This window comes from Nocardia sp. NPDC058666 (assembly GCF_042714895.1).
GTDB lineage: Bacteria > Actinomycetota > Actinomycetes > Mycobacteriales > Mycobacteriaceae > Nocardia.
Map to the genome: position 1 here is coordinate 81,005 of NZ_JBHXRY010000008.1, position 25,631 is coordinate 106,635.

Annotated in this window: 27 protein-coding genes, 1 tRNA gene and 1 pseudogene; 23 read left to right on the top strand and 6 right to left on the bottom strand. The window is 66.1% G+C overall.

The window, feature by feature from the left end:
• Window positions 1-14: 14 nt before the first annotated feature.
• The 6 genes from ACFWVD_RS19090 (at window position 15) to ACFWVD_RS19115 (ending at window position 5,305) form a co-directional block, all read left to right on the top strand.
• Window positions 15-572 carry an NINE protein gene (locus ACFWVD_RS19090; RefSeq protein WP_379244508.1) on the top strand — a complete coding sequence of 186 codons (558 nt, stop codon included), beginning with the start codon at window positions 15-17 and terminating at the stop codon, window positions 570-572.
• Window positions 573-738: 166 nt separating this feature from the next.
• Window positions 739-1,332: a hypothetical protein gene (locus ACFWVD_RS19095; protein WP_379244510.1), complete on the top strand. Its 594-nt coding sequence runs from the start codon at window positions 739-741 to the stop codon at window positions 1,330-1,332.
• Window positions 1,333-1,468: 136 nt separating this feature from the next.
• The gene (locus tag ACFWVD_RS19100) at window positions 1,469-2,221 is read left to right on the top strand and encodes an amino acid ABC transporter substrate-binding protein (protein WP_379244512.1); all 753 of its coding nucleotides are present in this window, start codon (window positions 1,469-1,471) and stop codon (window positions 2,219-2,221) included.
• Between the two features lie 3 nt (window positions 2,222-2,224).
• On the top strand, window positions 2,225-2,896 hold the full coding sequence (locus ACFWVD_RS19105; protein WP_379244514.1) for an amino acid ABC transporter permease: 672 nt from the start codon (window positions 2,225-2,227) through the stop codon (window positions 2,894-2,896).
• 88 nt (window positions 2,897-2,984) lie between these two features.
• Window positions 2,985-4,403, top strand: coding sequence for a pyruvate kinase (pyk, locus tag ACFWVD_RS19110; protein WP_379244516.1), 1,419 nt, complete (start codon window positions 2,985-2,987; stop codon window positions 4,401-4,403).
• A 2-nt stretch (window positions 4,404-4,405) separates the two neighbouring features.
• Window positions 4,406-5,305, top strand: a complete 900-nt coding sequence (locus ACFWVD_RS19115) for an acyl-CoA thioesterase (protein WP_379244518.1) — start codon at window positions 4,406-4,408, stop codon at window positions 5,303-5,305.
• Window positions 5,306-5,336: 31 nt separating this feature from the next.
• Here ACFWVD_RS19115 and ACFWVD_RS19120 read toward each other — a convergent pair whose 3' ends face one another.
• Window positions 5,337-5,759, bottom strand: a complete 423-nt coding sequence (locus tag ACFWVD_RS19120) for a hypothetical protein (RefSeq protein ID WP_379244520.1) — start codon at window positions 5,757-5,759, stop codon at window positions 5,337-5,339.
• 94 nt (window positions 5,760-5,853) lie between these two features.
• A complete protein-coding gene (locus ACFWVD_RS19125) occupies window positions 5,854-6,474 on the bottom strand; it encodes a low molecular weight phosphatase family protein (protein WP_379244522.1) in 621 nt (206 codons plus the stop codon).
• Window positions 6,475-6,835: 361 nt separating this feature from the next.
• On the opposite strand from ACFWVD_RS19125, the gene ACFWVD_RS19130 reads away from it, so the two are divergent.
• The 11 genes and pseudogenes from ACFWVD_RS19130 to polA all read left to right on the top strand — a co-directional run bounded on the left by ACFWVD_RS19130 (window position 6,836) and on the right by polA (window position 17,739).
• Window positions 6,836-6,922, top strand: a tRNA-Leu gene (locus ACFWVD_RS19130).
• 168 nt (window positions 6,923-7,090) lie between these two features.
• The gene (locus tag ACFWVD_RS19135) at window positions 7,091-7,702 is read left to right on the top strand and encodes an ANTAR domain-containing response regulator (protein WP_379244524.1); all 612 of its coding nucleotides are present in this window, start codon (window positions 7,091-7,093) and stop codon (window positions 7,700-7,702) included.
• Between the two features lie 206 nt (window positions 7,703-7,908).
• Window positions 7,909-9,132, top strand: a complete 1,224-nt coding sequence (locus tag ACFWVD_RS19140; protein WP_379244526.1) for a branched-chain amino acid ABC transporter substrate-binding protein — start codon at window positions 7,909-7,911, stop codon at window positions 9,130-9,132.
• A gap of 72 nt (window positions 9,133-9,204) precedes the next feature.
• Window positions 9,205-10,242: a branched-chain amino acid ABC transporter permease gene (locus ACFWVD_RS19145; RefSeq protein WP_379244527.1), complete on the top strand. Its 1,038-nt coding sequence runs from the start codon at window positions 9,205-9,207 to the stop codon at window positions 10,240-10,242.
• Complete coding sequence (locus tag ACFWVD_RS19150; RefSeq protein WP_379244528.1) at window positions 10,239-11,684, top strand: branched-chain amino acid ABC transporter permease; 1,446 nt, start codon at window positions 10,239-10,241, stop codon at window positions 11,682-11,684. Before ACFWVD_RS19145 ends, ACFWVD_RS19150 begins: the two co-directional genes overlap by 4 nt.
• 41 nt (window positions 11,685-11,725) lie before the next feature.
• Window positions 11,726-12,631: pseudogene (locus ACFWVD_RS19155) on the top strand (ABC transporter ATP-binding protein); the annotation flags it as partial.
• A gap of 144 nt (window positions 12,632-12,775) precedes the next feature.
• Window positions 12,776-13,471 (top strand): ABC transporter ATP-binding protein, encoded by a 696-nt coding sequence (locus tag ACFWVD_RS19160; protein WP_379244757.1) that lies wholly within the window; start codon window positions 12,776-12,778, stop codon window positions 13,469-13,471.
• A gap of 142 nt (window positions 13,472-13,613) precedes the next feature.
• A complete protein-coding gene (locus tag ACFWVD_RS19165) occupies window positions 13,614-14,057 on the top strand; it encodes a MarR family winged helix-turn-helix transcriptional regulator (RefSeq protein WP_379244529.1) in 444 nt (147 codons plus the stop codon).
• 79 nt (window positions 14,058-14,136) lie between these two features.
• Window positions 14,137-14,457, top strand: coding sequence for a DMT family transporter (locus ACFWVD_RS19170; RefSeq protein WP_379244531.1), 321 nt, complete (start codon window positions 14,137-14,139; stop codon window positions 14,455-14,457).
• 42 nt (window positions 14,458-14,499) lie between these two features.
• On the top strand, window positions 14,500-14,898 hold the full coding sequence (locus ACFWVD_RS19175; protein WP_379244533.1) for a DMT family transporter: 399 nt from the start codon (window positions 14,500-14,502) through the stop codon (window positions 14,896-14,898).
• A gap of 108 nt (window positions 14,899-15,006) precedes the next feature.
• Complete coding sequence (polA, locus tag ACFWVD_RS19180; RefSeq protein ID WP_379244535.1) at window positions 15,007-17,739, top strand: DNA polymerase I; 2,733 nt, start codon at window positions 15,007-15,009, stop codon at window positions 17,737-17,739.
• Window positions 17,740-17,805: 66 nt separating this feature from the next.
• Here the strand turns inward: polA and ACFWVD_RS19185 are convergent, their stop codons facing one another.
• Both ACFWVD_RS19185 and ACFWVD_RS19190 read right to left on the bottom strand, forming a co-directional pair.
• Window positions 17,806-18,150, bottom strand: a complete 345-nt coding sequence (locus ACFWVD_RS19185; protein WP_379244537.1) for an LGFP repeat-containing protein — start codon at window positions 18,148-18,150, stop codon at window positions 17,806-17,808.
• A 192-nt stretch (window positions 18,151-18,342) separates the two neighbouring features.
• Window positions 18,343-18,708, bottom strand: a complete 366-nt coding sequence (locus tag ACFWVD_RS19190; RefSeq protein WP_379244539.1) for a group 1 truncated hemoglobin — start codon at window positions 18,706-18,708, stop codon at window positions 18,343-18,345.
• A 251-nt stretch (window positions 18,709-18,959) separates the two neighbouring features.
• On the opposite strand from ACFWVD_RS19190, the gene ACFWVD_RS19195 reads away from it, so the two are divergent.
• On the top strand, window positions 18,960-19,718 hold the full coding sequence (locus ACFWVD_RS19195; protein WP_379244541.1) for an acyl-[acyl-carrier-protein] thioesterase: 759 nt from the start codon (window positions 18,960-18,962) through the stop codon (window positions 19,716-19,718).
• 333 nt (window positions 19,719-20,051) lie between these two features.
• Complete coding sequence (locus tag ACFWVD_RS19200) at window positions 20,052-20,471, top strand: 2-keto-3-deoxygluconate kinase (protein ID WP_379244543.1); 420 nt, start codon at window positions 20,052-20,054, stop codon at window positions 20,469-20,471.
• Window positions 20,472-20,545: 74 nt separating this feature from the next.
• On the opposite strand, the gene trxA is transcribed toward ACFWVD_RS19200, so the two are convergent.
• Entirely contained in the window at window positions 20,546-20,923 is a 378-nt protein-coding gene (gene trxA, locus ACFWVD_RS19205; protein WP_379244545.1) for a thioredoxin, read from the bottom strand.
• Between the two features lie 196 nt (window positions 20,924-21,119).
• On the opposite strand from trxA, the gene ACFWVD_RS19210 reads away from it, so the two are divergent.
• The 4 genes from ACFWVD_RS19210 (at window position 21,120) to ACFWVD_RS19225 (ending at window position 24,944) form a co-directional block, all read left to right on the top strand.
• Window positions 21,120-22,193 carry an isocitrate/isopropylmalate dehydrogenase family protein gene (locus ACFWVD_RS19210; RefSeq protein WP_379244547.1) on the top strand — a complete coding sequence of 358 codons (1,074 nt, stop codon included), beginning with the start codon at window positions 21,120-21,122 and terminating at the stop codon, window positions 22,191-22,193.
• Between the two features lie 168 nt (window positions 22,194-22,361).
• The gene (locus tag ACFWVD_RS19215) at window positions 22,362-23,225 is read left to right on the top strand and encodes an ABC transporter substrate-binding protein (RefSeq protein ID WP_379244549.1); all 864 of its coding nucleotides are present in this window, start codon (window positions 22,362-22,364) and stop codon (window positions 23,223-23,225) included.
• A 1-nt stretch (window position 23,226) separates the two neighbouring features.
• On the top strand, window positions 23,227-24,165 hold the full coding sequence (locus tag ACFWVD_RS19220; protein ID WP_379244551.1) for an ABC transporter permease subunit: 939 nt from the start codon (window positions 23,227-23,229) through the stop codon (window positions 24,163-24,165).
• A gap of 26 nt (window positions 24,166-24,191) precedes the next feature.
• Window positions 24,192-24,944: an amino acid ABC transporter ATP-binding protein gene (locus ACFWVD_RS19225; RefSeq protein WP_379244759.1), complete on the top strand. Its 753-nt coding sequence runs from the start codon at window positions 24,192-24,194 to the stop codon at window positions 24,942-24,944.
• A 60-nt stretch (window positions 24,945-25,004) separates the two neighbouring features.
• Here the strand turns inward: ACFWVD_RS19225 and ACFWVD_RS19230 are convergent, their stop codons facing one another.
• Window positions 25,005-25,625: a MerR family transcriptional regulator gene (locus ACFWVD_RS19230; protein ID WP_379244553.1), complete on the bottom strand. Its 621-nt coding sequence runs from the start codon at window positions 25,623-25,625 to the stop codon at window positions 25,005-25,007.
• Between the last annotated feature and the right edge of the window lie 6 nt (window positions 25,626-25,631).

Below are 25,631 nucleotides of genomic sequence, written 5' to 3' on the forward strand. Positions count from 1 at the left end.
CAAGGAGGACATGAGTGACCGACCCCTATAACCCCAATCCCCAGTACGGCCCCGACCTGAACAAGCGACCCGACTCCGGTTCGCAGCCGCAGTACGGTCAGCCCGCCTACGGTCAGCCCTCGGACCCGTACGCGCAGCAACCGGGTTTCGGCCAGCCCGCCGACCCCTACGCTCAGCAGCCACAGCCCGGCTACGGCCAGCCCCAGTACGGCGCCCCGCAGCCCCAATACGGCCAGCCCGTCGACCCGTACGCGCAGCCGGGCTACGGTCAGTCGTACGGCGGCATGTCGCACGGCTACAACCCGAACGATCCAGAGGCGCCTTACGGCCGCGACATCTACGGCGTGCCGTTCTCGGACAAGCAGAAGTTGATGGCCGGCCTGCTGCAGATCTTCCTCGGCGGTTTCGGCGTCGGCCGCTTCTACCTCGGCTATACCGGTATCGGCATCGCCCAACTCGCGATCACCATCGTGTCGCTGGGTTGCCTGGGCTGGATCTGGCCGCTGATCGACGGCATCTTGATCCTCACCGGCAAAGTGCCCGACGTGGAGGGTCGTCCGCTGCGCGACTGAGGCCGGCCGGGCCGACGGCCGTCGACGATCAGGGTGGCCGATCGGGTGACAGCAGGTCTGTGTTGTGACGACAATGGGCGGGGATCGGCACGGGCACAGTCCCGTTCAGTCGATCGAGATCGCGGGGGGCCACGATGGGAGCCCGCACGAGTGGTGGAGGACGCGAGTGACCGATCCCTATAACCCTGGCCCCCAATACGGTCCCGACCTGAACAAGTCACACGACACGGGCGGACAACCGCAGTACGGTCAGCCTGCGCCCGACCCCTACGGGCCGCAGCCGGGTAACGGTCAGTCGTCGCACCAATACAGCCAGCCGCAATACCCCCAGGCGCCCTACGGCCAGCCACTCAACCCGTACGCGCAGCCGATGGGGCCCGGGTTCGGTGGGCCCGCGACGCCGAACACAGGTGTCCCACTGGTGACGATCGGCGATATCGCGGTCGTCGACGGATTCGTTGTCACACCAGCGGGTTCGTTTCCGGTGCGAGGCGCGACCTGGACCGCGACCGATATGTCGCAAACCTCGGAGAGCATGCCGGCCTACGCCGTCGTGTTGGCCATTCTCTTCATCTGGATGTGCTTCCTGAGCTTGCTCTTCCTGCTGATCAAGCAGCGCACGGTCACCGGGTACGTCCAGGTGACCGTGACCGGTACCGACGGTCGATTCCACTCGACGATGATTCCGGTACAGGACCAGTTCACCTTCCCCGCCATCATGCACAAGGTGAATTACGCGCGTTCGCTCAGCGCGATGTGATCGTGCGAGTTCGTGGCGACGTCGGCTCACGCGAGTTTCGATCATGATGAGCGATACTCTGTGTCGGTCCGTGGCGGCGCCGTAGCGTCGCTGAGCCTGCGCGTGCTGATACGCGCAGCGGAGAAAGGGATTGTCCGTGCGCAAATTTGTTGCCGCCGCTGTACTCGCTGTCGTTGCCGCGACGGGTCTGTCGGCCTGCTCGTCCGCGTCCGACCCCAACGTGTTGAAGGTGGGTACCGAGGGCACGTACGCGCCGTTCAGCTACCAGGAGAACGGCACGCTGACCGGCTATGACGTCGAGGTGGCGCGCGCGGTCGGTGAGAAGCTGGGCAAGAAGGTCGAATTCGTGCAGACGCCGTGGGACTCGATCTTCGCGGGGCTGGAGTCCAAGCGGTTCGATCTGGTCGCCAACCAGGTCACGGTGAACCCTGAGCGTGCGGCGAAATACTCGCTGTCGCAGCCGTATACGACGTCGGAGGGTGTGATCGTGACCAAGTCCGACAACACCTCCATCACGTCGCTGGCAAGTCTGGCGGGCAAGACCACCGCGCAGTCGGCCACCAGCAACTGGAGCAAGGTCGCCTCGGGCGCGGGTGCGAAGGTCGAGGCGGTGGAAGGTTTCGTGCAGGCCGTGCAGCTGCTCAAGGCCGGTCGCGTGGACGCCACGGTCAACGACACCCTCGCGGTGGGCGAGTACACCAAGAAGACTGGTGACACCGGCATCAAGATCGCCGCGCAGACCGGCGAGACCAGCAAGCAGGCTTTCGCCGCCCGCAAGGACGACACGAAACTGACCGCCGACGTCGACAAGGCGCTCGAGGAACTGCGTGCCGACGGCACCCTGGCGAAACTGTCGGAGAAGTACTTCGGCACCGACGTCAGCAAATAGCGGATGGATCCCGCTACCTGGGAGCTGATCCGGCACAACCTGGTGCCGATGCTGAAGGCCACGGTGACGATGACGTTGCCGCTCACCGCCATCAGCTTCGTCATCGGCCTGGCCATCGCGGTCGGGGTGGCGTTGGCGCGGATGTCGTCGCGGCGGGCACTGTCGGTGCCCGCCCGCTGCTACATCTCGATCATCCGCGGCACCCCGCTGCTGGTGCAGCTGTTCATCGTGTTCTACGCGCTGCCGCAGTTCGGGATCGTCATCGACCCGTTCCCGGCGGCGGTGATCGCGTTCAGCCTCAATGTCGGCGGATACGCCGCGGAGGTGGTGCGCTCGTCGATTCTGAGCGTGGCGCACGGGCAGTGGGAAGCCGCGGAATCGCTGGGCATGAATTACGTGCAGACCCTGTGGTACATCGTGTTCCCGCAGGCCGCGCGCATCGCCGTGCCCCCGCTGTCGAACACGCTGATCTCCCTGGTCAAGGACACCTCGCTGGCCTCGACCATCCTGGTCACCGAACTGCTGCGCACCGCCCAACTCGCGGCCGCGCCCACGTTCGACTTCTTCGCCCTCTACGGCGTCGCGGCGATCTACTACTGGGTGATCTGCCTGATCCTCGGCTTCGGCCAAACCCGCCTGGAAACAAGACTTTCCAGACATGTCGCTGTTCGGTGACGCGTGTTCTCGTGAACAGAAGTAGAATGAAACGTTCAACCCCCTAGGCGAAAAGACTCGGCGGTTCCCGAGTACTAGGGTGGGGGGCGTGATGCGACGGACGAAGATTGTGTGCACCCTGGGGCCGGCCACTGCCACCCAGGATCGTATTCGGGAGCTCGTCGAAAGCGGCATGGATGTGGCGCGGCTGAACTTCAGCCACGGCGACCACGCCGACCACGCCGACAACTACAAGATGGTCCGCGCGGCGTCGGACGAGACCGGCCGCGCGGTCGGCATCCTCGCCGACCTGCAGGGCCCCAAGATCCGGCTGGGCCGTTTCACCGACGGCAAGACCGTGTGGGCCACCGGCGAGCAGGTGCGGATCACCGTCGACGAGGTCGACGGCACCCACGATCGCGTGTCCACGACCTACAAGGAACTCGCGCAGGACGCCAAACCCGGCGACCGGCTGCTCGTGGACGACGGCAAGGTCGGCCTCACCGTGGAAGCGGTGGACGGCAACGACGTGGTGTGTCGGGTCACCGAGGGCGGGCCGGTCAGCAACAACAAGGGCCTGTCGCTGCCGGGCATGAACGTGTCGGTGCCCGCGCTGTCGGAAAAGGACATCGCCGACCTGGAATTCGCGCTGGCGCTGGGCGTGGACTTCATCGCGCTGTCGTTCGTGCGCTCGCCGTCGGACATCGAGCTCGTGCACGACATCATGGACCGCGTGGGTCGTCGCGTCCCGGTGATCGCCAAGCTGGAGAAGCCCGAGGCGATCGAGAACCTCGAGGCGATCGTGCTGGCGTTCGACGCGGTGATGGTCGCGCGCGGTGACCTCGGTGTCGAGCTGCCGCTGGAACAGGTGCCGCTGGTGCAGAAGCGCGCGATCCAGATGGCGCGCGAGAACGCCAAGCCGGTCATCGTGGCCACCCAGATGCTCGAGTCGATGATCGAGAACTCGCGCCCCACCCGCGCGGAAGCCTCCGATGTGGCCAACGCGGTGCTCGACGGCGCCGACGCGGTGATGCTGTCGGGCGAGACGTCGGTGGGCGCCTGGCCGATCGACGCGGTGCGCACCATGGCCCGCATCGTGACCGCGGTGGAATCGGAAACGTCACGGGTACCACCGCTGACCCACGTGCCGCGCACCAAGCGCGGCGTGATCTCCTACGCCGCCCGCGACATCGGCGAGCGCCTCAACGCCAAGGCCCTGGTCGCGTTCACCCAGTCCGGTGACACCGTGCGTCGCCTGGCGCGGCTGCACACCCCGCTGCCGCTGCTGGCGTTCACGCCGATCCCCGAGGTGCGCAGCCAGCTCACGCTGACCTGGGGCACCGAGACGTTCATCGTGCCGATGGTGGACACCACCGACGCGATGATCCACCAGGTGGACCAGGCGCTGCTGTCGCTGGAGCGTTATCGCAAGGGTGACCTGGTGGTCATCGTCGCCGGTTCGCCTCCGGGTACCGTCGGTTCCACCAACCTGATCCACGTGCACCGCATCGGCGAAGAGGACCACTAGTAGTGAACAGCTCGATCGAACTCGAAACCACCCAGGGCGAGCCGACACCCGATCTGCGGGTGTTGCTCGACCTGCTCGATCTCGAGTCGATCGGCGAGGACACCTTCTTGGGCAACCATCCCGAGAAGGTGTGGAGTCGCACCTTCGGCGGGCAGCTGGTGTCACAGGCGATCGTGGCGGCCGGCCGCACGGCGGGGGAGCGGCCGCTGCACGCGGTCAACGCGCATTTCGTGCGCGGCGGCGATGTGAAGAAGCCGATCGAGTACCACGTGCAACGGCACCGCGACGGTCGCGCGCTGGCCAACCGCACGGTCACCGCCAGCCAGGACGGCCAGGAACTGTTCGTGATGCTGGCCGCGTTCCAGGACTTCGGCAAGGGCCTGGAACACTCCCACGACGGCCCCGACGTGCCCGATCCCGAAACGCTGCCGCGGATCGAGGAGAGCTTCGTTGGCTTCGAGGACAAGCTCGAGATGTTCATCAACGCCCCGCACCCGATCGACATGCGCTACACCAACGACCCGGCATGGATTCTCAAGGGCACCGGCGAGAAGCTCAACCACAACCGGGTCTGGATGCGCACCGACGGAATGCTGTCCGACGATCCGCTGCTGCACACCGCGGCACTGGGCTATTCGTCGGACACCACCGTGCTGGATTCGATCATCACCACCCACGGTTTGTCTTGGGGGCTGGACCGAATTCTCGCGGCGACGGTGAATCACTCGATCTGGTTCCATCGCCCGTTCCGCTTCGACGAGTGGGTGCTGTACTGCACCGAATCGCCGGTGGCGGCGGGCTCGCGGGGACTGGCCACGGGCCGGTTCTATTCGCGCACAGGCGAATTGATCGCCACCACCGTGCAAGAGGGTGTCATCCGGCACTTCCCGGCTCGCGGCTGAACAGGGCCGTACGGGCCGCAGTCCTACCGGCTCAACGCAATTCGTGGTCCAGCTGCGGGACGACCACGTCGGTGCGTTGATGCGCGCGCAAGAGGAACGGCACGCCGTGGCCGGGTTGTGGTGGGGTGGCGCCGTATACGGCCAGCGCGAGACCGTGTTCGAGGTCGGCGATGTCGGCGTCGGTGAGATCGTCGGGTGCACCGACCAGACTCAGCGCGATCTCGTACGTACTCTGCGCGCCGGGGTCGAGGCCGGGATGGCTACCGCGCCACTGTGATTCGAGGTCGTGATGGACCGGATCGTTCGCGTCGACGGGCAGGGTGAACCGCCAAGCGTACACGTCGCGGTCCTGGACGTGGTCGTGCACCGCTGTGCGGACATCGGCGACGATGCGGTCCAGGGTCTCCGGCGTCACGTACACGTGCAGCGAAACATCCGAAATGCGTTTCGGCAAGTCTGTCGTCCCGTCGTGTGTCGAACCTGCAAGGGGTAACCGCCACGTTCGCGCCGAAGTGTAATCCCTGCGCGCCGTGGCGAACAGGCCTTCGTCAGCGCCTGCGCTGGGCGGCGAGGAACGCCGACAGCGGTCCCTGCTGATCGGGTCCTATCACCAGGCCGCCGCGATCGTCGCCGCCGGACAGTTTCGTCTGTTCGTGCGGGGCCAGCGCACCCAGCACGGGAAACAACAATTCGGCGATGCGATCGCCCACCTCGAGAAAGGCCTGCGGGGAAAGTCCGATCGGGTCGGCGATGTTCTCCCGGCTCACATAAGCCAGGTTGTCGCGCGCGTGATGCAGCGCGGCAATGGATTTCGCGCCGGTGACTTTGGCGATGCGGTGCGCCTCGGCCAGCGTGAAGGTGCGCGGTCCGGTACCGAACGCCATTTCGCCGACTTGATCGCGCAGCGAATCGGTCATCGTCAGCACCAGGTCGGCGCGATCGACCATCTCCGGCTTGAGTTTTCGCGCCTTGAAACCGGTGGTGTCGCCGCCCAGGCCCGCGATGGTCTCGGTGGCCAGCGGCTCGGGCGGAAAGCCCACCAGCGCACGGGTACCCGCGCTCTCCGCGGTGAGGCCGGGTAATCCGTGCTCCGCCGCGAACGCCACGGTGAGCCGTTCGGCGATCACGGAACGGCAGACATTGGAGTTGCAGACGAACAGCACGTGCATACCGCTACCGTAATCGGGTCGATTGTCACGCAGTAGGTCGGAATTGTAACCATCACAAGCGCGGTACTACTTATTCACCTTTCGGTTGGATGCCGTACATGAATCGTGATGCGCAAATCTGTTGTGTGTGACCGTGATACCCGTGAGATATGGTCTGGAAACCTCGAAGTGATATGTGTTGGTCGTCACTTCTTCCGATCGCGATAATGCTATTCGGTAATAACTGCCGACGCGACCGTGGGAGGGTGGCGCCGGAGACCGTGGGCTGGGTGCGCGACGGGGCCGTCGAACGGCTCCGTTCGCCGCGCGGAGCAGGCGGTTCGCGTCTCGGCGCGTCGGCACGCTATAGTGACCGCGGTGCGCCGGGTTGGCGGAATTGGCAGACGCGACGGTCTCAAAAACCGTTGTCCGAAAGGACGTGTGGGTTCGATTCCCACACTCGGCACCAAGGGCGGAAGCGCGGGATCTGCTCCGCGCTCCGCGGGGGAGTAGCCCGCGCCCAGTGTGCGCGATCTCATCGCAGGCGCAGTCTGAAGCGCGGTCGCGAAAGGTACTGTTTACAACGCCCGGTCGTGGTGTGATCGACGGGCATCTCCAATCCAGAGGGGTCGAACCTATGAGCACCAGTGCAGCCGGCGCCACCCGTGAGGCCGCGGCCAAGCGGGTCGTCGTCGCGGAGGACGAGGCCTTGATCCGGATGGATCTGGTCGAGATGCTCAAAGAAGAGGGCTACGACGTCGTCGGTGAAGCGGGCGACGGACAGCAAGCCGTCGAGCTCGCCGAGGAACTTCGCCCCGATCTGGTCATCATGGACGTGAAGATGCCGCGCCGTGACGGCATCGACGCCGCCGCCGAGATCGCGTCCAAACGTGTTGCGCCCGTGGTGATTCTGACCGCGTTCAGTCAGCGCGATCTGGTCGAGCGGGCCCGCGACGCCGGTGCGATGGCGTACCTGGTGAAGCCGTTCACCAAATCCGATCTGGTGCCCGCGATCGAACTGGCCGCGAGCCGTTTTCACGAAATCACCGCGCTGGAAACAGAAGTCGCGAATCTGTCAGACCGTTTGGAGACGCGCAAACTGGTCGAGCGGGCCAAGGGCGTGCTCATGCAGACCCAGGGATTGTCGGAACCGCAGGCGTTCAAGTGGATTCAGCGCACCGCGATGGATCGCCGCACCACCATGAAGGCGGTCGCGGAGGTCGTGTTGGAGAACCTCACCCCGCAGTAACGCGCTTCTGCTCTTACTGCCGCAGGGTCCGAAAGCAGAAAATGTTTACGTAAACGAAACAATAACGTTAACTATTGCTGGACACGAAGCGTCCGACATGATGCGAATGTTATGCGGATCTAACACAGCGGCGATATGTTCTCTGCGGGCTGAACGTGGTCAGCCCCCCCGGCGAACCCGGGGAGCACAGGACATAGAGGTGAGACGTGCTCAGTTCGACATGGCGCAGTCGTTCGACGCGAGGAGTTCTGGTAATCGGAGCTGCCGCGTCGTTGGTGTTGTCCGGATGTAGTGACAAGTCGTCCGATGGTGGCGGTGGCGGCAACACCGATCTCTCGATCCAGTCGGTTGTACAGCTCGATACCAAGGGCAAGGCCGTCGCGACGGGCGACGCCGGTACCGCCGCGGATCCCGCAGGCGATGGCAAGGCCAAGTGCGCGCCGGTGAACCTGGCCATGGCGGGCCCGCTGACCGGCGGTAACGCCGCGCTCGGCCTCAACATCATCATGGGCGTGAAGGTTGCGCTGGACAAGCACAACAAGGCCAACCCGGATTGCCAGGTCTCGGTGAAGCAGTTCGACACCGAGGGCAAGCCGCAGGTCGCGACCAATGTGATCCCGTCCATCGTCGCCGACCCCAGCATCGTCGCGCTGATCGGCCCGACCTTCTCGGGTGAGACCAAGGCGACCGGCCAGATCCTCAGCGAAGCGGGCATGCCCACGCTGACGGCGTCGGCCACCAACCCCTCGTTGACCACCAACGGCTGGAAGACCTTCTTCCGTGGCCTGGGCAACGACGACTCGCAGGGTCCGGCCGTGGCCAACTACCTGACCGGCGAAAAGGGCTTCAAGAAGATCTGCGTCGTGCAGGACAACACCGATTACGGTGTCGGCCTGGCCAAGGCGTTCACCACCGCCGCGGGTTCCGCGGTCGACCCCTCGTGCGCGACCAACATCAAGGAAGGTGACAAGGACTTCTCCGCAGCGGTTTCCCAGCTGTCCGCGGCCAAGCCTGACGCCATCTTCTTCGCCGGCTACTACGCCGAGGGTGCGCCCTTCGTGCAGCAGCTGCGTTCGGGCGGCGTGACCGCGACGTTCGTGTCCGCCGACGGCACCAACGACCCCGAGTTCGTCCGGCAGGCGGGTGCTTCCTCGAAGGACGCGCTGCTGTCTTGCCCGTGCAGCCCGGCGCCGGAGAAGTTCGCCGCCGATTACAAGGCGCTCAACGGTCAGGCGCCCGGCGTCTACTCCGTCGAGGGCTACGACCTGGCCACGATTCTGCTCAAGGGCATCGACTCGGGTAAGGTCACGCGCGCTGAGCTCGTCGACTACGTCCGTAGCTACAGCGGCACCGGCCTCGCCCGCAACTACAAGTGGAGCGAAACCGGCGAACTGGACAACATCCAGATCTGGATGTACCAGGTCAAGTAGTACATACGACGTGTGCACCGGTGCGCGTGGCAGCAATGCCGCGCGCACCGTTGTCCTGACGCGAGAGAAATCATGACATCAGCGGCTTCGCTCGGTGTGGCCCTGTTAGCCGAGGGCTCCATCGATTTCAACGTCACCGGGGTGATCGACCAATTCTGGCGATTGACCGTTGACGGCCTTACCTACGGCTCGATCTACGCCTTGGTCGCGGTGGGCTACACCCTGGTCTACGGCGTGCTTCGCCTGATCAACTTCGCCCACTCCGAGATCTTCATGCTCGGCATGTTCGGCACCTATGTGGGCCTGGAACTGTTGGGCTTCGCGCCCAGCGGCAACGTGTATTCCCAAGGTGTCCTGCTCACCGTGCTCTATCTGGGCGTGGCGATGCTGTTCGGCATGATGGTCTCCGGCATCGCCGCGGTGGGCCTCGAGCGAATCGCCTACCGACCGCTGCGCAAGCGCGGCGCGAAGCCGCTGGCGTTCCTGATCACCGCGATCGGTATGTCGTTCGTGATCCAGGAGTTCGTGCACTACATCCTGCCCAAGATCAAGCCGGGCCTGGGCGGTTCCAACGCGCAGACCGGTATTCGTCTGGTGGAGCCGAAGGTGCAGTTCAGCTTCCTCGGTGCGCAGGTCACCAACGTCGCGCTGGTGATCTTCGCCTCGGCGATCGTGCTCGCGGTGACCACCGAGATCGTCATCAACCGCACCAAGTTCGGCCGGGCCATCCGCGCGGTGGCCCAGGATCCCGACACCGCGACCCTGATGGGTGTCTCGCGGGAGAAGGTCATCGTGTTGACCTTCCTCATCGGCGGTCTGCTCGCCGGTGCGGCGGCGATGCTGTACACGCTCTACATTCCCACCGGCATCGTCTTCTCGGGCGGCTTCATCCTCGGCATCAAGGCGTTCAGCGCCGCGGTGCTCGGCGGCATCGGCAACCTGCGCGGCGCGCTGCTGGGCGGGCTGATCCTCGGTGTGTCCGAGCAGTACGGGCAGATCCTGTTCGGCACCGAATGGCGTGACGTGGTCGCCTTCGTGCTGCTGGTGACCGTGCTGATGTTCCGACCGACCGGCATCCTCGGCGAGAGCCTGGGGAGGGCACGCGCATGACCGACCTGACAAAAGACTCGAAAACCCCGGAAGCCCCGAAAGCTCCTGTGGCACAACAGGATCGACGTGGCCTCGGCGACGCGCTGCGCGTGTGGTGGGACGGACTGTCGCGTCCGGCCCAGTGGGCTGTGGGCGTACCGATCCTGGCGGTGCTCGCGCTGCTGCCGCTGTTCCCGCCCCCGCTGCTGGACACCCCCGGTGTGAGTTTCGGCGGCGTGATGGCGCAGTTCGCCATGTACGCGCTGATCGCCATCGGCCTGAACGTGGTGGTCGGCCAAGCCGGTCTGCTCGACCTGGGCTACGTCGGCTTCTATGCCGTGGGTGCCTACACGGTCGGCCTGCTGACCAGCCCGAACAGCCCGTGGAACCAGACCGACGCCAATGGTTGGCTCACCTCGGGCTGGGCCTGGCTCGCCTGCTTGCCGATCGCGGTCGCGCTCACCGCGCTTGCCGGTCTGATCCTGGGCGCGCCGACCCTGCGCCTGCGCGGTGACTACCTGGCGATCGTGACGCTGGGCTTCGGCGAGATCGTGCGGCTGATGGCCGACAACCTCGGCGACCTGACCAACGGCAGCCTCGGGCTGTCCAAGATCGCCTACCCGGAGGTCGGTGAATCCGAGAAGCACCCCGGCGGGTTCTTCTCGCCCGGCAACCTCGGCGACCCCAGCAGCTGGAACCCCCTCGACCGGGCGAGCAACGGCACCTGGTGGTTCTGGCTCGGCATGGTCCTGGTGATCGTGGTGCTGCTGATCGTGGGCAACCTCGAGCGCAGCCGCGTCGGCCGCTCCTGGGTCGCCATTCGCGAAGACGAGGACGCCGCCGAGATCATGGGCGTGCCGACCTTCAAGTTCAAGCTGTGGGCGTTCGTGATCGGCGCCTCGGTCGGCGGTCTGTCGGGTGCGATGTACGCCGGTCAGGTCACCTACGTGAACCCCCGGCAGTTCGACGTCGTGCTGTCGATGCTGTTCCTGTGCGCGGTCGTGCTCGGCGGTTCGGGCAACAAGCTCGGTGTGATCGTGGGCGCGTTCCTCGTGGCCTACCTGCCGATGCGCTTGCAGTCGGTGCAGCTGGTGTCCAACGAGTCGACCGGCTACCTGCTGCTCGGCCTCGATGTGGCGCTGCTGGTCGGGCTGTGGCTGCTGTGGCGCTGGCGCAAGGACGTGCTCGGCGTGTGGGCCAAACGCTCGGTGGTCGGCGCGATGGTCGCCGCGGCGATCTTCGGCCTGCTGCTGCTGGGCAGTGTGCTGCTGTTCCGCAAGGGCGGCGCGCAGAACCTCGGTGACCTGAAGTACCTCTACTTCGGCATCGCGCTCGTGGTGATGATGATTCTGCGGCCACAGGGTTTGTTCCCTGTGCGGCAGAAGCTGCTCGCTTACGGCAGACAGGTGTACCAGGCCGTCGTGCGTAAGCCGGCGACCGAATCGATCGGAGCAGGGCAATGACGGGGCCGGGCGCGGGAGACGCGCTGTACGACAACGACGACATGGCGGCGGGCTACCAGCCCCCGCCCGAGGTCGAGCCCGTGGGCGAGGTCGACGTCACCGCGGTGATGCCCGAGCTCGCCGATGCCGAGACCGTGGCCGAGGTGGTCGCGCCGCATCGTGCGATCTCCACCGCCGTGGGCGAGCCGCTGCTGCGCACCGACGGTCTGACGGTGAAGTTCGGCGGTCTGACCGCGTTGGACGACGTCAGCTTCGAGATCCGCCGCGGCGAGATCCTGGGCCTGATCGGCCCCAACGGCGCGGGCAAGACCACCTGCTTCAACGCGATCACCGGCGTCTACAAGCCGTCGGGCGGCACGGTGACCTTCGACGGTCAGCCGTTGGCCAAGACCAAGCGCAACGAGATCACCCGCATGGGTATCGCGCGCACGTTCCAGAACGTGCGGCTGTTCGGCGAGATGACCGCGCTCGAGAACGTGGTCGTCGGTACCGACGCGCGCCACACCACCTCGGTGCCCGGCGCGGTGTTCCGTACGCCGAAGTTCAAGCGTGAGGAGCGTGATGCCATCGAACGCGGCATGGCGCTGCTCGAGTTCGTCGGCATCGCACCGCGCGCGGTGGAGAAGGCCCGCAACCTGTCGTACGGCGATCAGCGCAGGCTCGAGATCGCGCGTGCGCTGGCCACCGAGCCCAAACTGCTGTGCCTGGACGAGCCGGCCGCCGGATTCAACCCCAGCGAGAAGTCGGCGCTGATGGACCTGATCCGCAAGATCCGCGACGACGGCTACACCGTGCTGCTCATCGAGCACGACATGCGCCTGGTCATGGGCGTGACCGACCGGATCGTGGTGCTGGAATTCGGCCGCAAGATCGCCGACGGCCTGCCCGCCGAGGTGCGCGAGGACCCGGCCGTGATCGCGGCCTACCTCGGCGTGCCCGACGCGGACACCATCGAAGAGGTGCGCGAGGAATCCGTCACCGCCGCCGAAGAGGGCGCTACCCCGCCGCCGATTCCGGCGACCGTGGTGGTGGAGACGGCCAAGGATGAGGTCGTCGTCGAGAAGCCGGTGCCGCTGCTCGAGGTGCAGGACATGGTCGTGAACTACGGCCGTATCGAAGCGCTGCACGGCATTTCGCTGTCGGTGGCCGAAGGCGAACTGGTGACCCTGCTGGGTGCCAACGGCGCGGGCAAGACCACCACCATGCGGGCACTGTCGGGTCTGCTGCCGTTGACCTCGGGACGAATCCTGTTCCAGGGCAAGGACATCTCCGCGATGAAGGCGCACGACCGGGTGGTCGAGGGTCTGATCCAGGCGCCGGAGGGTCGCGGTGTGTTCCCCGGTATGACCGTGGCGGAGAACCTCGACATGGGTTGCTACGGCAGGCCTTTCGAGACGAAGGCCGAGTACCAGCAGACGTTGGACTGGGTCTTCGAACTGTTCCCCCGTCTGGCCGAACGGCGCAAGCAGGTCGGCGGCACCATGTCGGGCGGCGAGCAGCAGATGCTCGCGATCGGCCGTGCGCTGATGGCGCGTCCGAAGCTGCTGCTGCTGGACGAACCGTCGATGGGCCTGGCGCCCATGGTGATTCAGCAGATCTTCCGGATCATCAGCGAGATCAACCGCCAGGGCACCACGGTGCTGCTGGTGGAGCAGAACGCCCAGCAGGCGCTTACGCGCAGCGATCGCGCGTACATCCTGGAAACCGGCGAGGTCACCAAGACCGGCCCGGGTGCGGCGCTGCTGACCGACCCCGCGGTGATGTCGGCCTACCTCGGCGTCGACTGATCTTTCCGCAGATCCACCGTTCCGGCCCCGTACTGCTCATCGAGTGGTGCGGGGCCGGAACTGTATTCGGTGCTTGTGCGCGCTGTGTCCGCGTGCTAATTTAAGTGTATGCACATACAGATACCTACCGGGAGGTGACACGGTGAGCCGTGAAGTGAGCGCGGATTGGTCCCGAGTGGCAGCCTTTGCGGCCGCGGTGGACGTGAGTCTGGGCAAGTGGCTGGCGGATCAGCACGGCATCGGACTGACCGAGTATCGCGCCGTCGCGCACCTGAGTGCCGCCGCCGACAAAGAGTTGCGGGTCAACGACCTCGCCGTGCAGGTCGGGCTGAATCAGAGTTCGGTCACCCGTCTCGTCTCGCGGCTCGAGGCCAAGGGGCTGGCGATTCGGGACCTGTGTCCCGACGACCGTCGCGGGGTGTACGCGGTCATCACCGAAAAGGGGGAGTCGCTGCTCCACGATTCCCGCGCCGCCTATGACGAGCAGGTTCGCGAGCTGCTGGGCAACGCGGGCAAGCACTTTCCGCACTTCGACCTGATCCAACTGCGTCGGTCGCTGGCCGCCGTCGGTGACTTGATTCCCTGATCGGCCTCATGCCGATCCCCGCCGGGAACTCCTACCCATATACATGCATGTACATACAGTAACTAGAGAGGAAATCATCATGAGCTGGATCTACCTGGGCATCGCCGTGATCTTCGAAGTCATGGTCGCCCTGGCCGCGAGCAACGCCAAAGGCTTCACCCGCGTCGGCTGGACCGTGGCCACGCTGATCAGCGGCTCGATCGCCACCTTCTTCCTCAGCCTGGCGCTGCTGACCTTCGACGTCGGCGTCGGCTACGCCCTGTGGACCTCGATCGCGGGCGTCGGAATCGTCGTGGTCGGCACCCTGTTTCTCGGGCAACGGCTGGACTGGAAGAAGCTGCTCGGCATCGCGATCGTCGTCGGCGGCGTCGTGGGCCTGCAACTCAGCGGCGCAGCGTAAAGCACCCCTCATACTCCCGATTCCAGCGATAGGACACCTCTCATGACTACTTCCACGAACAACAACACCGGCGCCTGGCTGATGATGCTGCTGGCGGGCGTGTTCGAAGTCGGCTACGCCCTCAGCGTCGGTGGCAGCGAGGGATTCACCGTGCTGCCCTGGTCGATCTCGGCAGGCATCTTCTTCCTGCTGACCCTGTTCGCCCTGAGCGTGGGCCTGAAAACGATCGACGTCGGCATCGGCTACGCGGTCTGGGCCGGCATCGGTGCGGTCGGCGCCGCCCTGCTCGGGCCGGTCTTCTTCGATGAAACCCTGACCCCGATGCGCGCGTTCTGGCTGGCGGTCATCGTCGGCGGGGTGGTCTGGCTCAAACTCGCCGACAGCATCGGACAGTCCGACGACATCGGCGTCCAGGCCGAGCCCGCGCTCGCGGCACGATAGCCGCTGCACGGCAGCATCCCAGGTCAGGCCACGGAGCCGACCTGGGATCGTGCCGTTGGACCTGCCGCGCCACACGTTCTGTCAGTGGTGGTCCCTACACTCATTCCCGTGAGTTCACCGACGACTGCGCAGGCATCGACAACGACCACTGCTCCCGACGGCGAGCGGCCCACGCTGCTGCTGCTGGACGGACATTCGATCGCCTATCGCGCGTTCTTCGCGCTACCGGCGGAGAACTTCAAAACCGTCACCGGCCAGACCACCAACGCGGTGTACGGGTTCACCTCGATGCTGATCAATCTGCTGCGCGACGAGAAGCCCAGCCACGTGGCCGCGGCATTCGACGTGTCCCGCAAGACCTTCCGCACCGAGGCCTACCCGGAGTACAAGGCCAACCGCAGTGCCACCCCCGATGAATTCCGTGGACAGGTCGAACTCACCAAAGACGTGCTCGGCGCGATGGGCATCCCCGTGATGGCCATCGACAACTACGAAGCCGACGACGTGATCGCCACCCTCACCACCCAGGCGATGGCCCAGGGCTATCGGGTCCTGATCGTCACCGGCGACCGCGACGCGATCCAGCTGGTCAACGACGACGTGACCGTGCTCTACCCGAAGAAGGGCGTCTCGGACCTGACCCGGTTCACCCCGGCGGAGGTGGAGTCCAAGTACGGCCTGACGCCCGCGCAGTACCCCGACTACGCGGCCCTGCGCGGCGACCCCAGCGACAACCTGCCCGGCATTCCCGGGGTGGGGGAGAAGACCGCCGCCAAGTGGATCCGCGAATACGGTGACCTGGCGACCCTGGTGGACCGCGTGGATCAGGTGAAGGGCAAGGTCGGCGACTCGCTGCGCGCGAACCTGTCCAGCGTGGTGCTCAACCGTCAGCTCACCGAGATGGTGCGCGAGGTGCCACTGCCGTACACCCCCGACCAGCTGGCCAAGGCGCCCTGGGATCGCGACAAGATCCACCAGCTGTTCGACGACCTCGAATTCCGGGTGCTGCGCGACCGACTGTTCGACACCCTCGGTTCCCCCGAGCCCGAAGCCGAATCAGGTTTCGAGATCAGCGGTGCGGCGCTGTTACCGGGCACGGTCGCAGACTGGCTGGCTGAACACGCCAAAGCTGGTGCGCGCCACGGACTTTCGATCGTCGGAACCGGCACGCCCGTGCACGGCGACACCCGCGCGGTGGCCATCGCGGCCGCCGACGGGGAAGGCGCCTACATCGACCTGACCACGCTGACCCCGGAAGACGAAACAGCGCTGGCCGCGTGGCTGGCCGACCCCGCCGTCGGCAAGGCCTTACACGAGGCCAAGTCCGCGGGCCATGCCCTGCGCGGGCGCGGCTTCACCCTGGGCGGCCTGGTCACCGACACCGCCCTGTCGGCCTACCTGGTGCGCCCCGGCCAGCGCAGCTTCAACCTCGACGACCTGTCGCTGCGGTACCTCAAGCGCGAACTGCGTGTGGAAACCGGTGACACGGGCCAGATGTCGCTGCTGGACGACGAGGACACCCTCGCCGCCGATGTCGCCCGCGAGGAAATGCTGCGCGCCCGCGCGGTCGCCGACCTGGCCGTGGCGCTGGACACCGAACTGGCCGCCATCGAATCCACCCCGCTGCTCGAGGAGATGGAGCTGCCGCTGCTGGGCGTGCTCGGCCAACTCGAGGAAGCCGGCATCGCCGTCGATGTGGCCCAGCTGGAAAATCTGCAGCAACAGTTCGCTGACCGCGTCGCCGAGGCCGCCAATTCCGCCTACGACGTGATCGGCAAACAGATCAACCTCGGCTCGCCCAAACAGCTGCAAGTGGTGCTGTTCGACGAACTGGATATGCCCAAAACCAAGCGCACCAAAACCGGGTACACCACCGACGCCGACGCGCTGGAATCGCTGTTCGAGAAAACCGGCCACGCCTTCCTCGAACACCTGCTCGCCCACCGCGACGCCACCCGCCTCAAGGTCACCGTCGACGGCCTGCTCAAGTCGGTATCCGACGACGGCCGCGTGCACACCACGTTCAACCAGACCATCGCCGCCACCGGTCGCCTGTCCTCCACCGAGCCGAACCTGCAGAACATCCCGATCCGCACCGACACCGGCCGCCAGATCCGCGACACGTTCGTCGTGGGCCCCGGCTTCGCCGAACTCATGACCGCGGATTACAGCCAGATCGAAATGCGCATCATGGCGCACCTGTCCGGCGACGCGGGCCTGATCGAAGCGTTCAACTCCGGCGAGGACCTGCACACCTTCGTCGCGTCCAAGGCCTTCGACATCCCCATCGCCGAGGTGAGCCCGGAGCTGCGCCGTCGCATCAAAGCCATGTCCTACGGCCTGGCCTACGGTCTGAGCTCCTACGGCCTCAGTGCCCAGCTGAAAATCAGCACCGCCGAGGCCAAAGAGCAGATGGACGTGTACTTCGACCGTTTCGGCGGCATCCGCGACTACCTGGCCGACGTGGTCGACCAGGCCCGCAAGGTCGGCTACACCCAGACCCTGTTCGGCCGCCGCCGCTACCTGCCCGACCTGGACTCGAGCAACCGTCAGCGCCGCGAATCCGCCGAACGCATGGCACTGAACGCCCCCATCCAGGGCACCGCCGCCGACATCATCAAGGTCGCGATGATCAACGTGCAGAACGCGATTCGTGAAGCCGGCCTGCAGTCGCGCATGTTGCTGCAGATCCACGACGAACTCGTATTCGAGGTGGTCGACGGCGAACGCGAAGCATTGGAAGCCCTTGCCCGCGAACAGATGTCGGCCGCGATCGACCTGTCGGTCCCGCTGACCGTTTCGGTGGGTACCGGCCGCAGCTGGGACGCCGCCGCGCACTAGCGCTGGACACAACGATGGGCACCACCCTGAAAAGGGTTGGTGCCCATCGTCGTCAGGTAACGCGGATTACGCGTTGACAGTCACCGCGACCGCGTCGTCGGCGATCGAGTAGCTGATCGAGCCGTTCTCGAAGTGGCTGATCTTGCCGCCTTCGATGTCCTGCTCGTCGGAGGTCGGGTAGCCCAGACGGCCGCCCGCGCCGCCTTCGGCTTCCCAGGCCTGGCGGATGGCGCCGTAGACGATCCAGGTGCCGGTCGGGAGCGAGAAGTAGATGACGCCGCCGGTGAACTCCTGGAACTTGCCGCCGTTGGGGGCGTCCTGCTCGGCCGAGATCGGCTCACCCAGAGGGCTGGACGCGCCACCGGCTTCGTTGTAGTGATCGCCGATGGTCCCCGTGACTTCAAATGCCATGTCGAACAATTCCTTTCACGCAGAAACAAGTGGTCTAACGGCCGCGACCGTACCGCGCGAAAGCCCGTTCGTGGCGGCGACGCGCGGGAGATTCACGATATGGTCACATTGTGTTAGCCACGCGGTTGCTCCACGCGAAAAGTGGCACCACCGCACCATTCAGCTACCTACCAGCGTGTATTGCCTTGTCGCTCAGGCGTTTCGCATGCTGACGATGTCGCCCGCCAAAGCTGCTACGGCACCGATGATTTCGGCCACCAGCTCCTCGGGAACGCCAGCGTCGGTCAGTGCCGCGACCAGATGTCCGGCCACCCGATCGAAGTCGTCCTGCGAAATGCGCAGTCCCGCATGGGCGGCCCGCATCGGCTTGCCGGTGTAGGCCGCGGGACCACCCAGCGCTTCGGCGAAGAACGCCACCTGCTGCTTGGTGATGTGGTCGTTGTCCACCTCGGTGAAGAACCCCCGCAATACCTCGTCGGCCAGGATGCGCGCGTACAGATCGTCGACCACGGTCACCAGGGCCGCCTCGCCGCCGATCTGCTCATAGATGCTGGTCATGGAAATCTCCTCCCGCGGAACCCATCCCACTGGGCCCCAGACCATTCACGCTAGGGCGCAAGCGAACTCGCGCACGGCGGGGAGATCCGAACGTGTCCGGGACGTGATCGGACAGACGCTGGTCCACGCACAGCGGTGCGCCGGTGGACAACCTTCGCCACGGACAACCGATCCGATGCCCGCAACTGTGATCTGAACAGGGTTGCGGGCACCTCCCAGCGACCGCGCGCAACTGTGGCAGCATCGGGCCGATGACCGCCCCCGTCATCGCGACCCCACTGCCCGACTGCCTCGACATCGAGCAGGCCTTCGCGAGGTCGTGGCCGGTGCGCCTGGGCGATACCGGCGGCGACGACCGTCTGCGCCTGGACGCGGTCGCGCGCTACCTGCAGGACATCGGCTTCGACCACCTCGACGCGGTGGCGGACGGCGACACCCATCAGGCGTGGATCGTGCGCCGCACCGTTATCGACGTGTACGAACCGATCATGTTCGGCGACCGTGTGCAGCTGCGCCGCTGGTGCGACGCGCTGTCGAATCGCTGGTGCGACATGCGCATTCAGCTCCGCGGCGAGAACAGCGGCCACATCGAGGCCGCCACGTTCCTCATTCACATCGACCCCGTCGCGGGCCGCCCCGCCCGCATGAGCGACGCGTTCATGGCGCCCATGCTGGCCAGCACCACCGAACACCGCCTGCGCTGGAAAGCGGCACTGTCCGAACTCGACGATCCCGACACCGAGGTCGTGGCCTTCCCGCTGCGCGTCACCGACGTCGACCGACTGGGTCACGTCAACAACGCCGTGTACTGGGAGGCGGTCGAGGAGGCACTGTCCGCGCACCCGGACCGCCACCGGCTCCCGTACCGGGCGATCGTGGAGCATGTGGGCCCGGTGATGATCAGCGACAAGGTCGAGTTGCGTACCCGGCGTGGACCCGACGGGTTGCGACTGCAACTGGACGTGGACTCCTCGGCGCGCGCACTGGGTTCGGTGCACCCGCTGCCCTGAGGTGCTCGCCGCCCCGTGAACCGATCCTGAGCTGCGGTGATGGTACTCACGAGTAGACACGGCGTAGAGGGAACAAGGTTGCGGTTTCGCGACGATCGCCCTATCCTCGACAGCGTGCCGAATCCCGCCCGCTTTGCCGCGTCGCTAGTCGCTGACCGCGACCGCGCGGTCGCTGCTGCGCAGACCGCGCCGGCAGCCGCACGGCAGATTCTCGTAGTACTTCGCCGTAGCGGGGTCTGATTCGGACCAGCCCCTACGCTGCGGGCTGATTTTTCATCGTTTAGCTGGTCCCATCCTGCCAACGAAGACATCTTCGGGAAGACCTCACCTGCAATGACGCTGACACTGGACCATGCCCTGCTCGCCGCCGCCCCCAAGGGCCTGCGCACCGAGCTCCTCGACCTCGACCCCGCCGCCTTCCAGGACCGGTACACCCGCACCGACGGACCCATCACCCTCGGTGAATGGTCTTGCTCGGGAACGGATTTCACCGCCACCCTGGAACTGGCCGACCACCTGCGCACCGTCATCGCCACCGGAAGCCCGGTGGCGGCGATGACGTCGGCGCTGTACGACGAGGGCTACCCCCTCGAGATCCTGCACTTCCACCAGCGCCCGACCGCCGACGGCACCGCCACGTTCGTGCAGTGCGAGGTCAACGGCCGTCGCCGCTGGGCGGTGGCCACCGCCGCCACCGGCGCGGAGTCGACCGTGCGCGCGATGATCGCCGGTGTCAACCTGCTCGCGGGCTGACACCCGCACCAATGCACGCAGGGCCCGTTCACCTCGAAAGGTGAACGGGCCCTTGAAGTTTCGCGAGCGCTGTGTTACTCGGCGGGTGTGGATTCCGCCTGCTCGGCGATCTGCTTGCGCACCTGCTCCATGTCCAGGCCCTTGATCTGCGTGACCAGATCCTCGAGCGCGGCGGGCGGCAGCGCACCCGGCTGCGCGAACACGAGCACGCCCTCGCGGAAGGCCATGATGGTCGGGATCGACTGGATGTTGGCGGCGGCGGCGAGTCCCTGCTCGGCCTCGGTGTCGACCTTGCCGTAGACGACGTCGGGGTGCTTCTCCGACGAGGTCTCGAAGGTCGGCGCGAAACTCTTGCACGGGCCGCACCAGGCGGCCCAGAAATCGACGAGGACCACGTCGTTTCCGGTGATGACTTCGTCGAAGTTCTGCTGGGTCAGCGTCTGGGTAGCCATGACGTCCTCTCCTTGTCGGTGTCCTCGGCTGTAACGCCGCGGCGTGCCTCTATCTTCCCCCGATCACCACGTGCTGCGACTTCCCCACTGCGCGCAGTCGGCGAATCCCCACTACAACGGCCGGAAATTAGCGAACGGCCGCGTGTCAACTGCCCCGCGCGACCGCCGTCCACGGCGCAGGCGCGAAGATGATCGGGTGAACGCGACGAGCCTGCGGCTGGGAGTCATCGACGGCGACGGCATCGGCCCCGAAGTGGTGGCCGCGACCCGAGCGGTCGTCGACGAGGCCATGGGCGCGGCCGGACTGTCCCCGGTGACGTGGGTGCCGCTGCTGATCGGCCACGACGCCATCGCCGCCTACGGCAGCCCGCTGCCCGAACAGACCCTGGTCGCTCTCGAAGACCTCGATGCCTGGATTCTCGGCCCGCACGACAACGCGTCCTACCCCACGGACATGCGCGTGGCACCGGGCGGCGCGATCCGCAAACGCCTCGGGCTCTACGCCAACATCCGCCCCGCCGCCGCGTTCGCCGGGGTGCGCGCGCTGTCACCCGCCATCGACCTGGTGATCGTGCGCGAGAACAGCGAGGGCTTCTACGCCGACCGCAATATGTTCGCCGGATCGGGGGAGTTCCGCCCCACCGAGGACGTGGCGATGGCGGTCGCGGTGATCACCCGCAAGGCCTGCGAACGGATCGCGCACCAGGCCCTGCGGCTGGCGCGGGGTCGACGCAAGCGGGTCACGATCGTGCACAAGGCCAATGTGCTGCCCATGACAACGGGGCTGTTCCGTGATGTCTGTTACGAAGTCGCGGCCCAGTATCCGGATGTGACGGTGGACGACGAACACGTCGACGCGATGGCCGCGCACCTGGTCCGCGACGCGAGCGGGTTCGACGTGATCGTCACCGAGAACCTGTTCGGCGACATCCTGTCCGATCTGGCCGGTGAACTCAGCGGCTCGCTGGGCATGGCCGCCTCGCTGAACTGTTCCGACACGCGCGCGATGGCACAGGCCGTGCACGGCGCGGCGCCGGGTCTGGCCGGACGCAACCGCGCCAACCCCGCGGCACTGCAACTGTCGGCGGCAATGTTGTTGCGGTGGTTGGCCGTTCGCGACAACGACCGACCGCTGCACGATGCCGCCGACCGCATTACCCGCGCGGTTGCTGCGACGCTGCAGGCCGGGATCGCGACCGCGGATCTGGGCGGTCTTGCTTCCACCAGCGAGTTCACCGAGCAGGTCAGGGCGCGCGTACACCGTAGGTGAAACGACCCCTTTCACATTCGCTGATTAATCTTCGGTTACTGTCGCACCACGCTGTGTCCGGTTCGCATACATTGCCAAACAGGCGCTGACACGTGGCCGGCGTCGACGTGAAATGTGGAGGCTCCTTTGTCTGTTCGTACTGTCCTCGGCCGTAGCGCCGTGCGGCTGATGTGTACCATCGCCGGCGGTGCTCTGTTGTTGACCGGTTGCACCCAGAACACCGAGGGTGACGGCACCACGGTGGAAACGGTGTCGGCGGAGAAGGTCGACGCGCTGGCCGCGGCGGTCCCCGACAAGGTGAAGCAGGCAGGCAAGTTGGTCGTGGGCGTGAACGTGCCGTACCAGCCCAACGAGTACAAGGACGCCAGCGGCAAGATCGTCGGCTTCGACGTCGACCTGCTCAACGCCGTCGCCGCGACCCTGGGTCTGACCGTGGACTACGTCGAGTCCTCGTTCGAGAAGATCATCCCCGCCATCCAGGCAGGCACCTACGACGTGGGCATGTCCTCGATCACCGATTCCAAGGAACGCGAGCAGCAGGTCGATTTCACGACCTACTTCTCCGCGGGCATCCAGTGGGCCCAGCAGTCCGGTAAGGCGATCGACCCGAACAACGCGTGCGGCAAGAAGGTCGCCGTGCAGTCCACCACGGTCGAGCACACCGAGGAGATCCCCGCCAAGAGCGCCAAGTGCGTGGCCGAGGGCAAGCCCGCCATCGACATGAAGGCCTTCGACGAGCAGAGCGCCGCGACCAACGCGCTGGTGCTGGGCCAGGTCGACGCGATGTCGGCCGACTCCCCGGTGACCGCGTACGCGATCAAGCAGAGCGGCGGCAAGATCGAGTCCGCGGGCCCGCTGTTCGACTCCGCGCCCTACGGCTGGGCCGTGCAGAAGTCCTCGCCGCTGGCGGTGTCGCTGCAGAAGGCGCTGCAGCACCTGATCGACAACGGCAAGTACGGCGAGATCACCACCAACTGGGGTGTGCAGGACGGTCAGATCAAGACCTCGGTGATCAACGGTGCAGTGAGCTGACGTGACCGACAGGAAAGACACGGGGCAGGTGCCCGGACCGGGCACCGAACCCGAACCGATCAAAGCGGTCCCGCTGCGCAGGCCGGGCCGCTGGATCGCGGCGGCCCTCATCCTGATCCTGGTGGGGTTGTTCGTCTACGGTGCTGCCACCAATCCCGCCTACCGGTGGGACACCTACGGCAAGTACCTGTTCGACAGCCGCATCACCCAGGGCGCGATCGTCACCCTGGAACTCACCGTGCTCGCGATGGCGATCGCGGTGGGTCTGGGCACGGTCCTCGCGGTGATGCGTCTGTCGCCGAACCCCGTGCTGCGGACCGCGGCGTGGGTGTACCTGTGGGTCTTCCGCGGCACCCCGGTCTATGTGCAGTTGGTGTTCTGGGGCCTGGTGCCCTCGATCTACAAGCAGATCGACCTGGGCGTGCCGTTCGGCCCGCAGTTCTTCCACTTCGACGTGCAGAACCTGCAGGCCGCGTTCCTGTTCGCGGTGATCGGCCTCGGCCTCAACGAGGCCGCGTACATGGCCGAGATCGTGCGCGCGGGCATCAATTCGGTGGGCGAGGGTCAGCGCGAAGCGTCGGTGGCCCTTGGCATGTCGTGGACGCAGACCATGCGCCGCACGGTGTTGCCGCAGGCCATGCGGGTGATCATCCCGCCCACCGGCAACGAACTGATCGGCATGCTCAAGACCACTTCGCTGGTCACCGCGATTCCGCTGAGCACCGACCTGTTCGGCCGTGCGCGTGACATCTACGGCGTGAACTTCCAGCCGATTCCGCTGCTGCTGGTCTGTGCCACCTGGTACCTGGCGATCACCAGCATTCTCATGGTCGGCCAGTACTACTTGGAACGCCATTACTCGCGCGGTGCCACCCGGCAGCTCACGGCCAAGCAGCTGCAGGAACTGGCCACGGCGCAGGCGGCGGTGAAGGCGAAATGACCGAACCACAAGTGCTCGTCCCGCCGATGGTGCTCGCGGACCGGGTGTGCAAGAACTTCGGCGCGCTGCAGGTCCTCAAGGGCATCTCCCTGGAAGTACAGCGCGGCAAGGTACTCACCCTGGTCGGGCCGTCGGGCTCGGGCAAGTCCACCTTCCTGCGGTGCATCAACCACCTCGAGCAGGTCAACGCCGGACGGCTGTACGTCGACGGCGACCTGGTGGGCTACCGGGAGAAGAACGGCAAGCTGTACGAAATGCACGAACGCGACGCCGCGCTGCAGCGTCGCGATATCGGCATGGTGTTCCAGCATTTCAACCTGTTCCCGCACCGCACGGCCCTCGAGAACGTGATCGAGGCGCCGATCCAGGTGCGCGGGCTGCCCAAGGCCGAGGCGATCGCCCGGGCCGAGGAACTGCTCGAGCGGGTCGGTCTGTCGGCCAAGCGCAACGCCTACCCGGCGCAGCTGTCGGGCGGTCAGCAGCAGCGGGTGGCCATCGCGCGTGCGTTGGCGATGGACCCCAAGCTGATGCTGTTCGACGAGCCGACCTCGGCACTGGACCCCGAACTGGTCGGTGAAGTGCTCGCGGTGATGCGCGAGCTGGCCGATTCGGGCATGACGATGGTGGTGGTGACCCATGAGATGGGGTTCGCCCGCGAGGTCGCCGATGAGCTGGTGTTCATGGATGCCGGTGTTGTCGTGGAGTCGGGTCCGCCGCGTGAGCTGCTGGCCAATCCGCAGCACGAACGGACGCAGGCTTTCTTGTCTCGTCTGCTCTGAGATCTCGGCTATGACAAGACGGCCTCGCGAATCGGCGGATTCGCGGGGCCGTCTTGGCGTTCACGAGGTGGGTTTCAGCCGGTCCATAGAAGCCTGTGCCTGGGCGATGCGGCGGATGATGGCCAGCGCGGTGTCGCCCAGGACCGTGAGCACGACGACCGCGTCGACGATATCGTCGCGGTCGCCGGCCGACAGCGCGGCCGCCACGTCGTTCTCCGCGATCACCCGCGCACCGTCGAAATAGGTCGGCATGGCGGTGGTGGCCCAGTCGCGGTAGCCCAGTTGTGCCAGGCGAACGAGCACGCTGGCGAGGTTGTCGACAGCTTCGAGGCTGTGGTGCCGGCTCCAGCCGCGCCGGTCCATCTCCGCGCACACGGTCTGGTGCGCGCGATCCCATTCGGCGTCGTGCACGGCGGGCACGGGGGGCGATACGCTGTCCTGCGCCACTCCGAGCACGCGGAACAGCGGTGTCTCCGGGGAGTCGATCGCGTCGAGGACGTCGGCGACGGTGGCGACCGGAATTCCGCCCACCTCGATCAACGCGCGGATCAGGCGCAGTCGGCGCAGGTGCTCTTCGCCGTAACTGGCCTGGTTGGGGCTGGTGCGTTCACCCGGTGGCAGCAGGCCCTCACGCAGGTAGTACTTGATGGTTGCCACCGCGATGCCGCTGCGTTCGCTCAACTCCGA

What these genes read in the sequence shown, in the direction of transcription:
- ACFWVD_RS19105 (WP_379244514.1), top strand. Translation starts at nt 2,225, where the DNA reads ATGGATCCCGCTACCTGGGAGCTGATCCGGCACAACCTGGTGCCGATG.
- ACFWVD_RS19125 (WP_379244522.1), bottom strand. Translation starts at nt 6,474, where the DNA reads ATGCACGTGCTGTTCGTCTGCAACTCCAATGTCTGCCGTTCCGTGATC.
- ACFWVD_RS19135 (WP_379244524.1), top strand. Translation starts at nt 7,091, where the DNA reads ATGAGCACCAGTGCAGCCGGCGCCACCCGTGAGGCCGCGGCCAAGCGG.
- ACFWVD_RS19145 (WP_379244527.1), top strand. Translation starts at nt 9,205, where the DNA reads ATGACATCAGCGGCTTCGCTCGGTGTGGCCCTGTTAGCCGAGGGCTCC.
- ACFWVD_RS19150 (WP_379244528.1), top strand. Translation starts at nt 10,239, where the DNA reads ATGACCGACCTGACAAAAGACTCGAAAACCCCGGAAGCCCCGAAAGCT.
- ACFWVD_RS19160 (WP_379244757.1), top strand. Translation starts at nt 12,776, where the DNA reads ATGGTCGTGAACTACGGCCGTATCGAAGCGCTGCACGGCATTTCGCTG.
- ACFWVD_RS19170 (WP_379244531.1), top strand. Translation starts at nt 14,137, where the DNA reads ATGAGCTGGATCTACCTGGGCATCGCCGTGATCTTCGAAGTCATGGTC.
- ACFWVD_RS19175 (WP_379244533.1), top strand. Translation starts at nt 14,500, where the DNA reads ATGACTACTTCCACGAACAACAACACCGGCGCCTGGCTGATGATGCTG.
- ACFWVD_RS19185 (WP_379244537.1), bottom strand. Translation starts at nt 18,150, where the DNA reads ATGGCATTTGAAGTCACGGGGACCATCGGCGATCACTACAACGAAGCC.
- ACFWVD_RS19190 (WP_379244539.1), bottom strand. Translation starts at nt 18,708, where the DNA reads ATGACCAGCATCTATGAGCAGATCGGCGGCGAGGCGGCCCTGGTGACC.
- ACFWVD_RS19195 (WP_379244541.1), top strand. Translation starts at nt 18,960, where the DNA reads ATGACCGCCCCCGTCATCGCGACCCCACTGCCCGACTGCCTCGACATC.
- ACFWVD_RS19200 (WP_379244543.1), top strand. Translation starts at nt 20,052, where the DNA reads ATGACGCTGACACTGGACCATGCCCTGCTCGCCGCCGCCCCCAAGGGC.
- trxA (WP_379244545.1), bottom strand. Translation starts at nt 20,923, where the DNA reads ATGGCTACCCAGACGCTGACCCAGCAGAACTTCGACGAAGTCATCACC.
- ACFWVD_RS19215 (WP_379244549.1), top strand. Translation starts at nt 22,362, where the DNA reads ATGTGTACCATCGCCGGCGGTGCTCTGTTGTTGACCGGTTGCACCCAG.
- ACFWVD_RS19225 (WP_379244759.1), top strand. Translation starts at nt 24,192, where the DNA reads ATGGTGCTCGCGGACCGGGTGTGCAAGAACTTCGGCGCGCTGCAGGTC.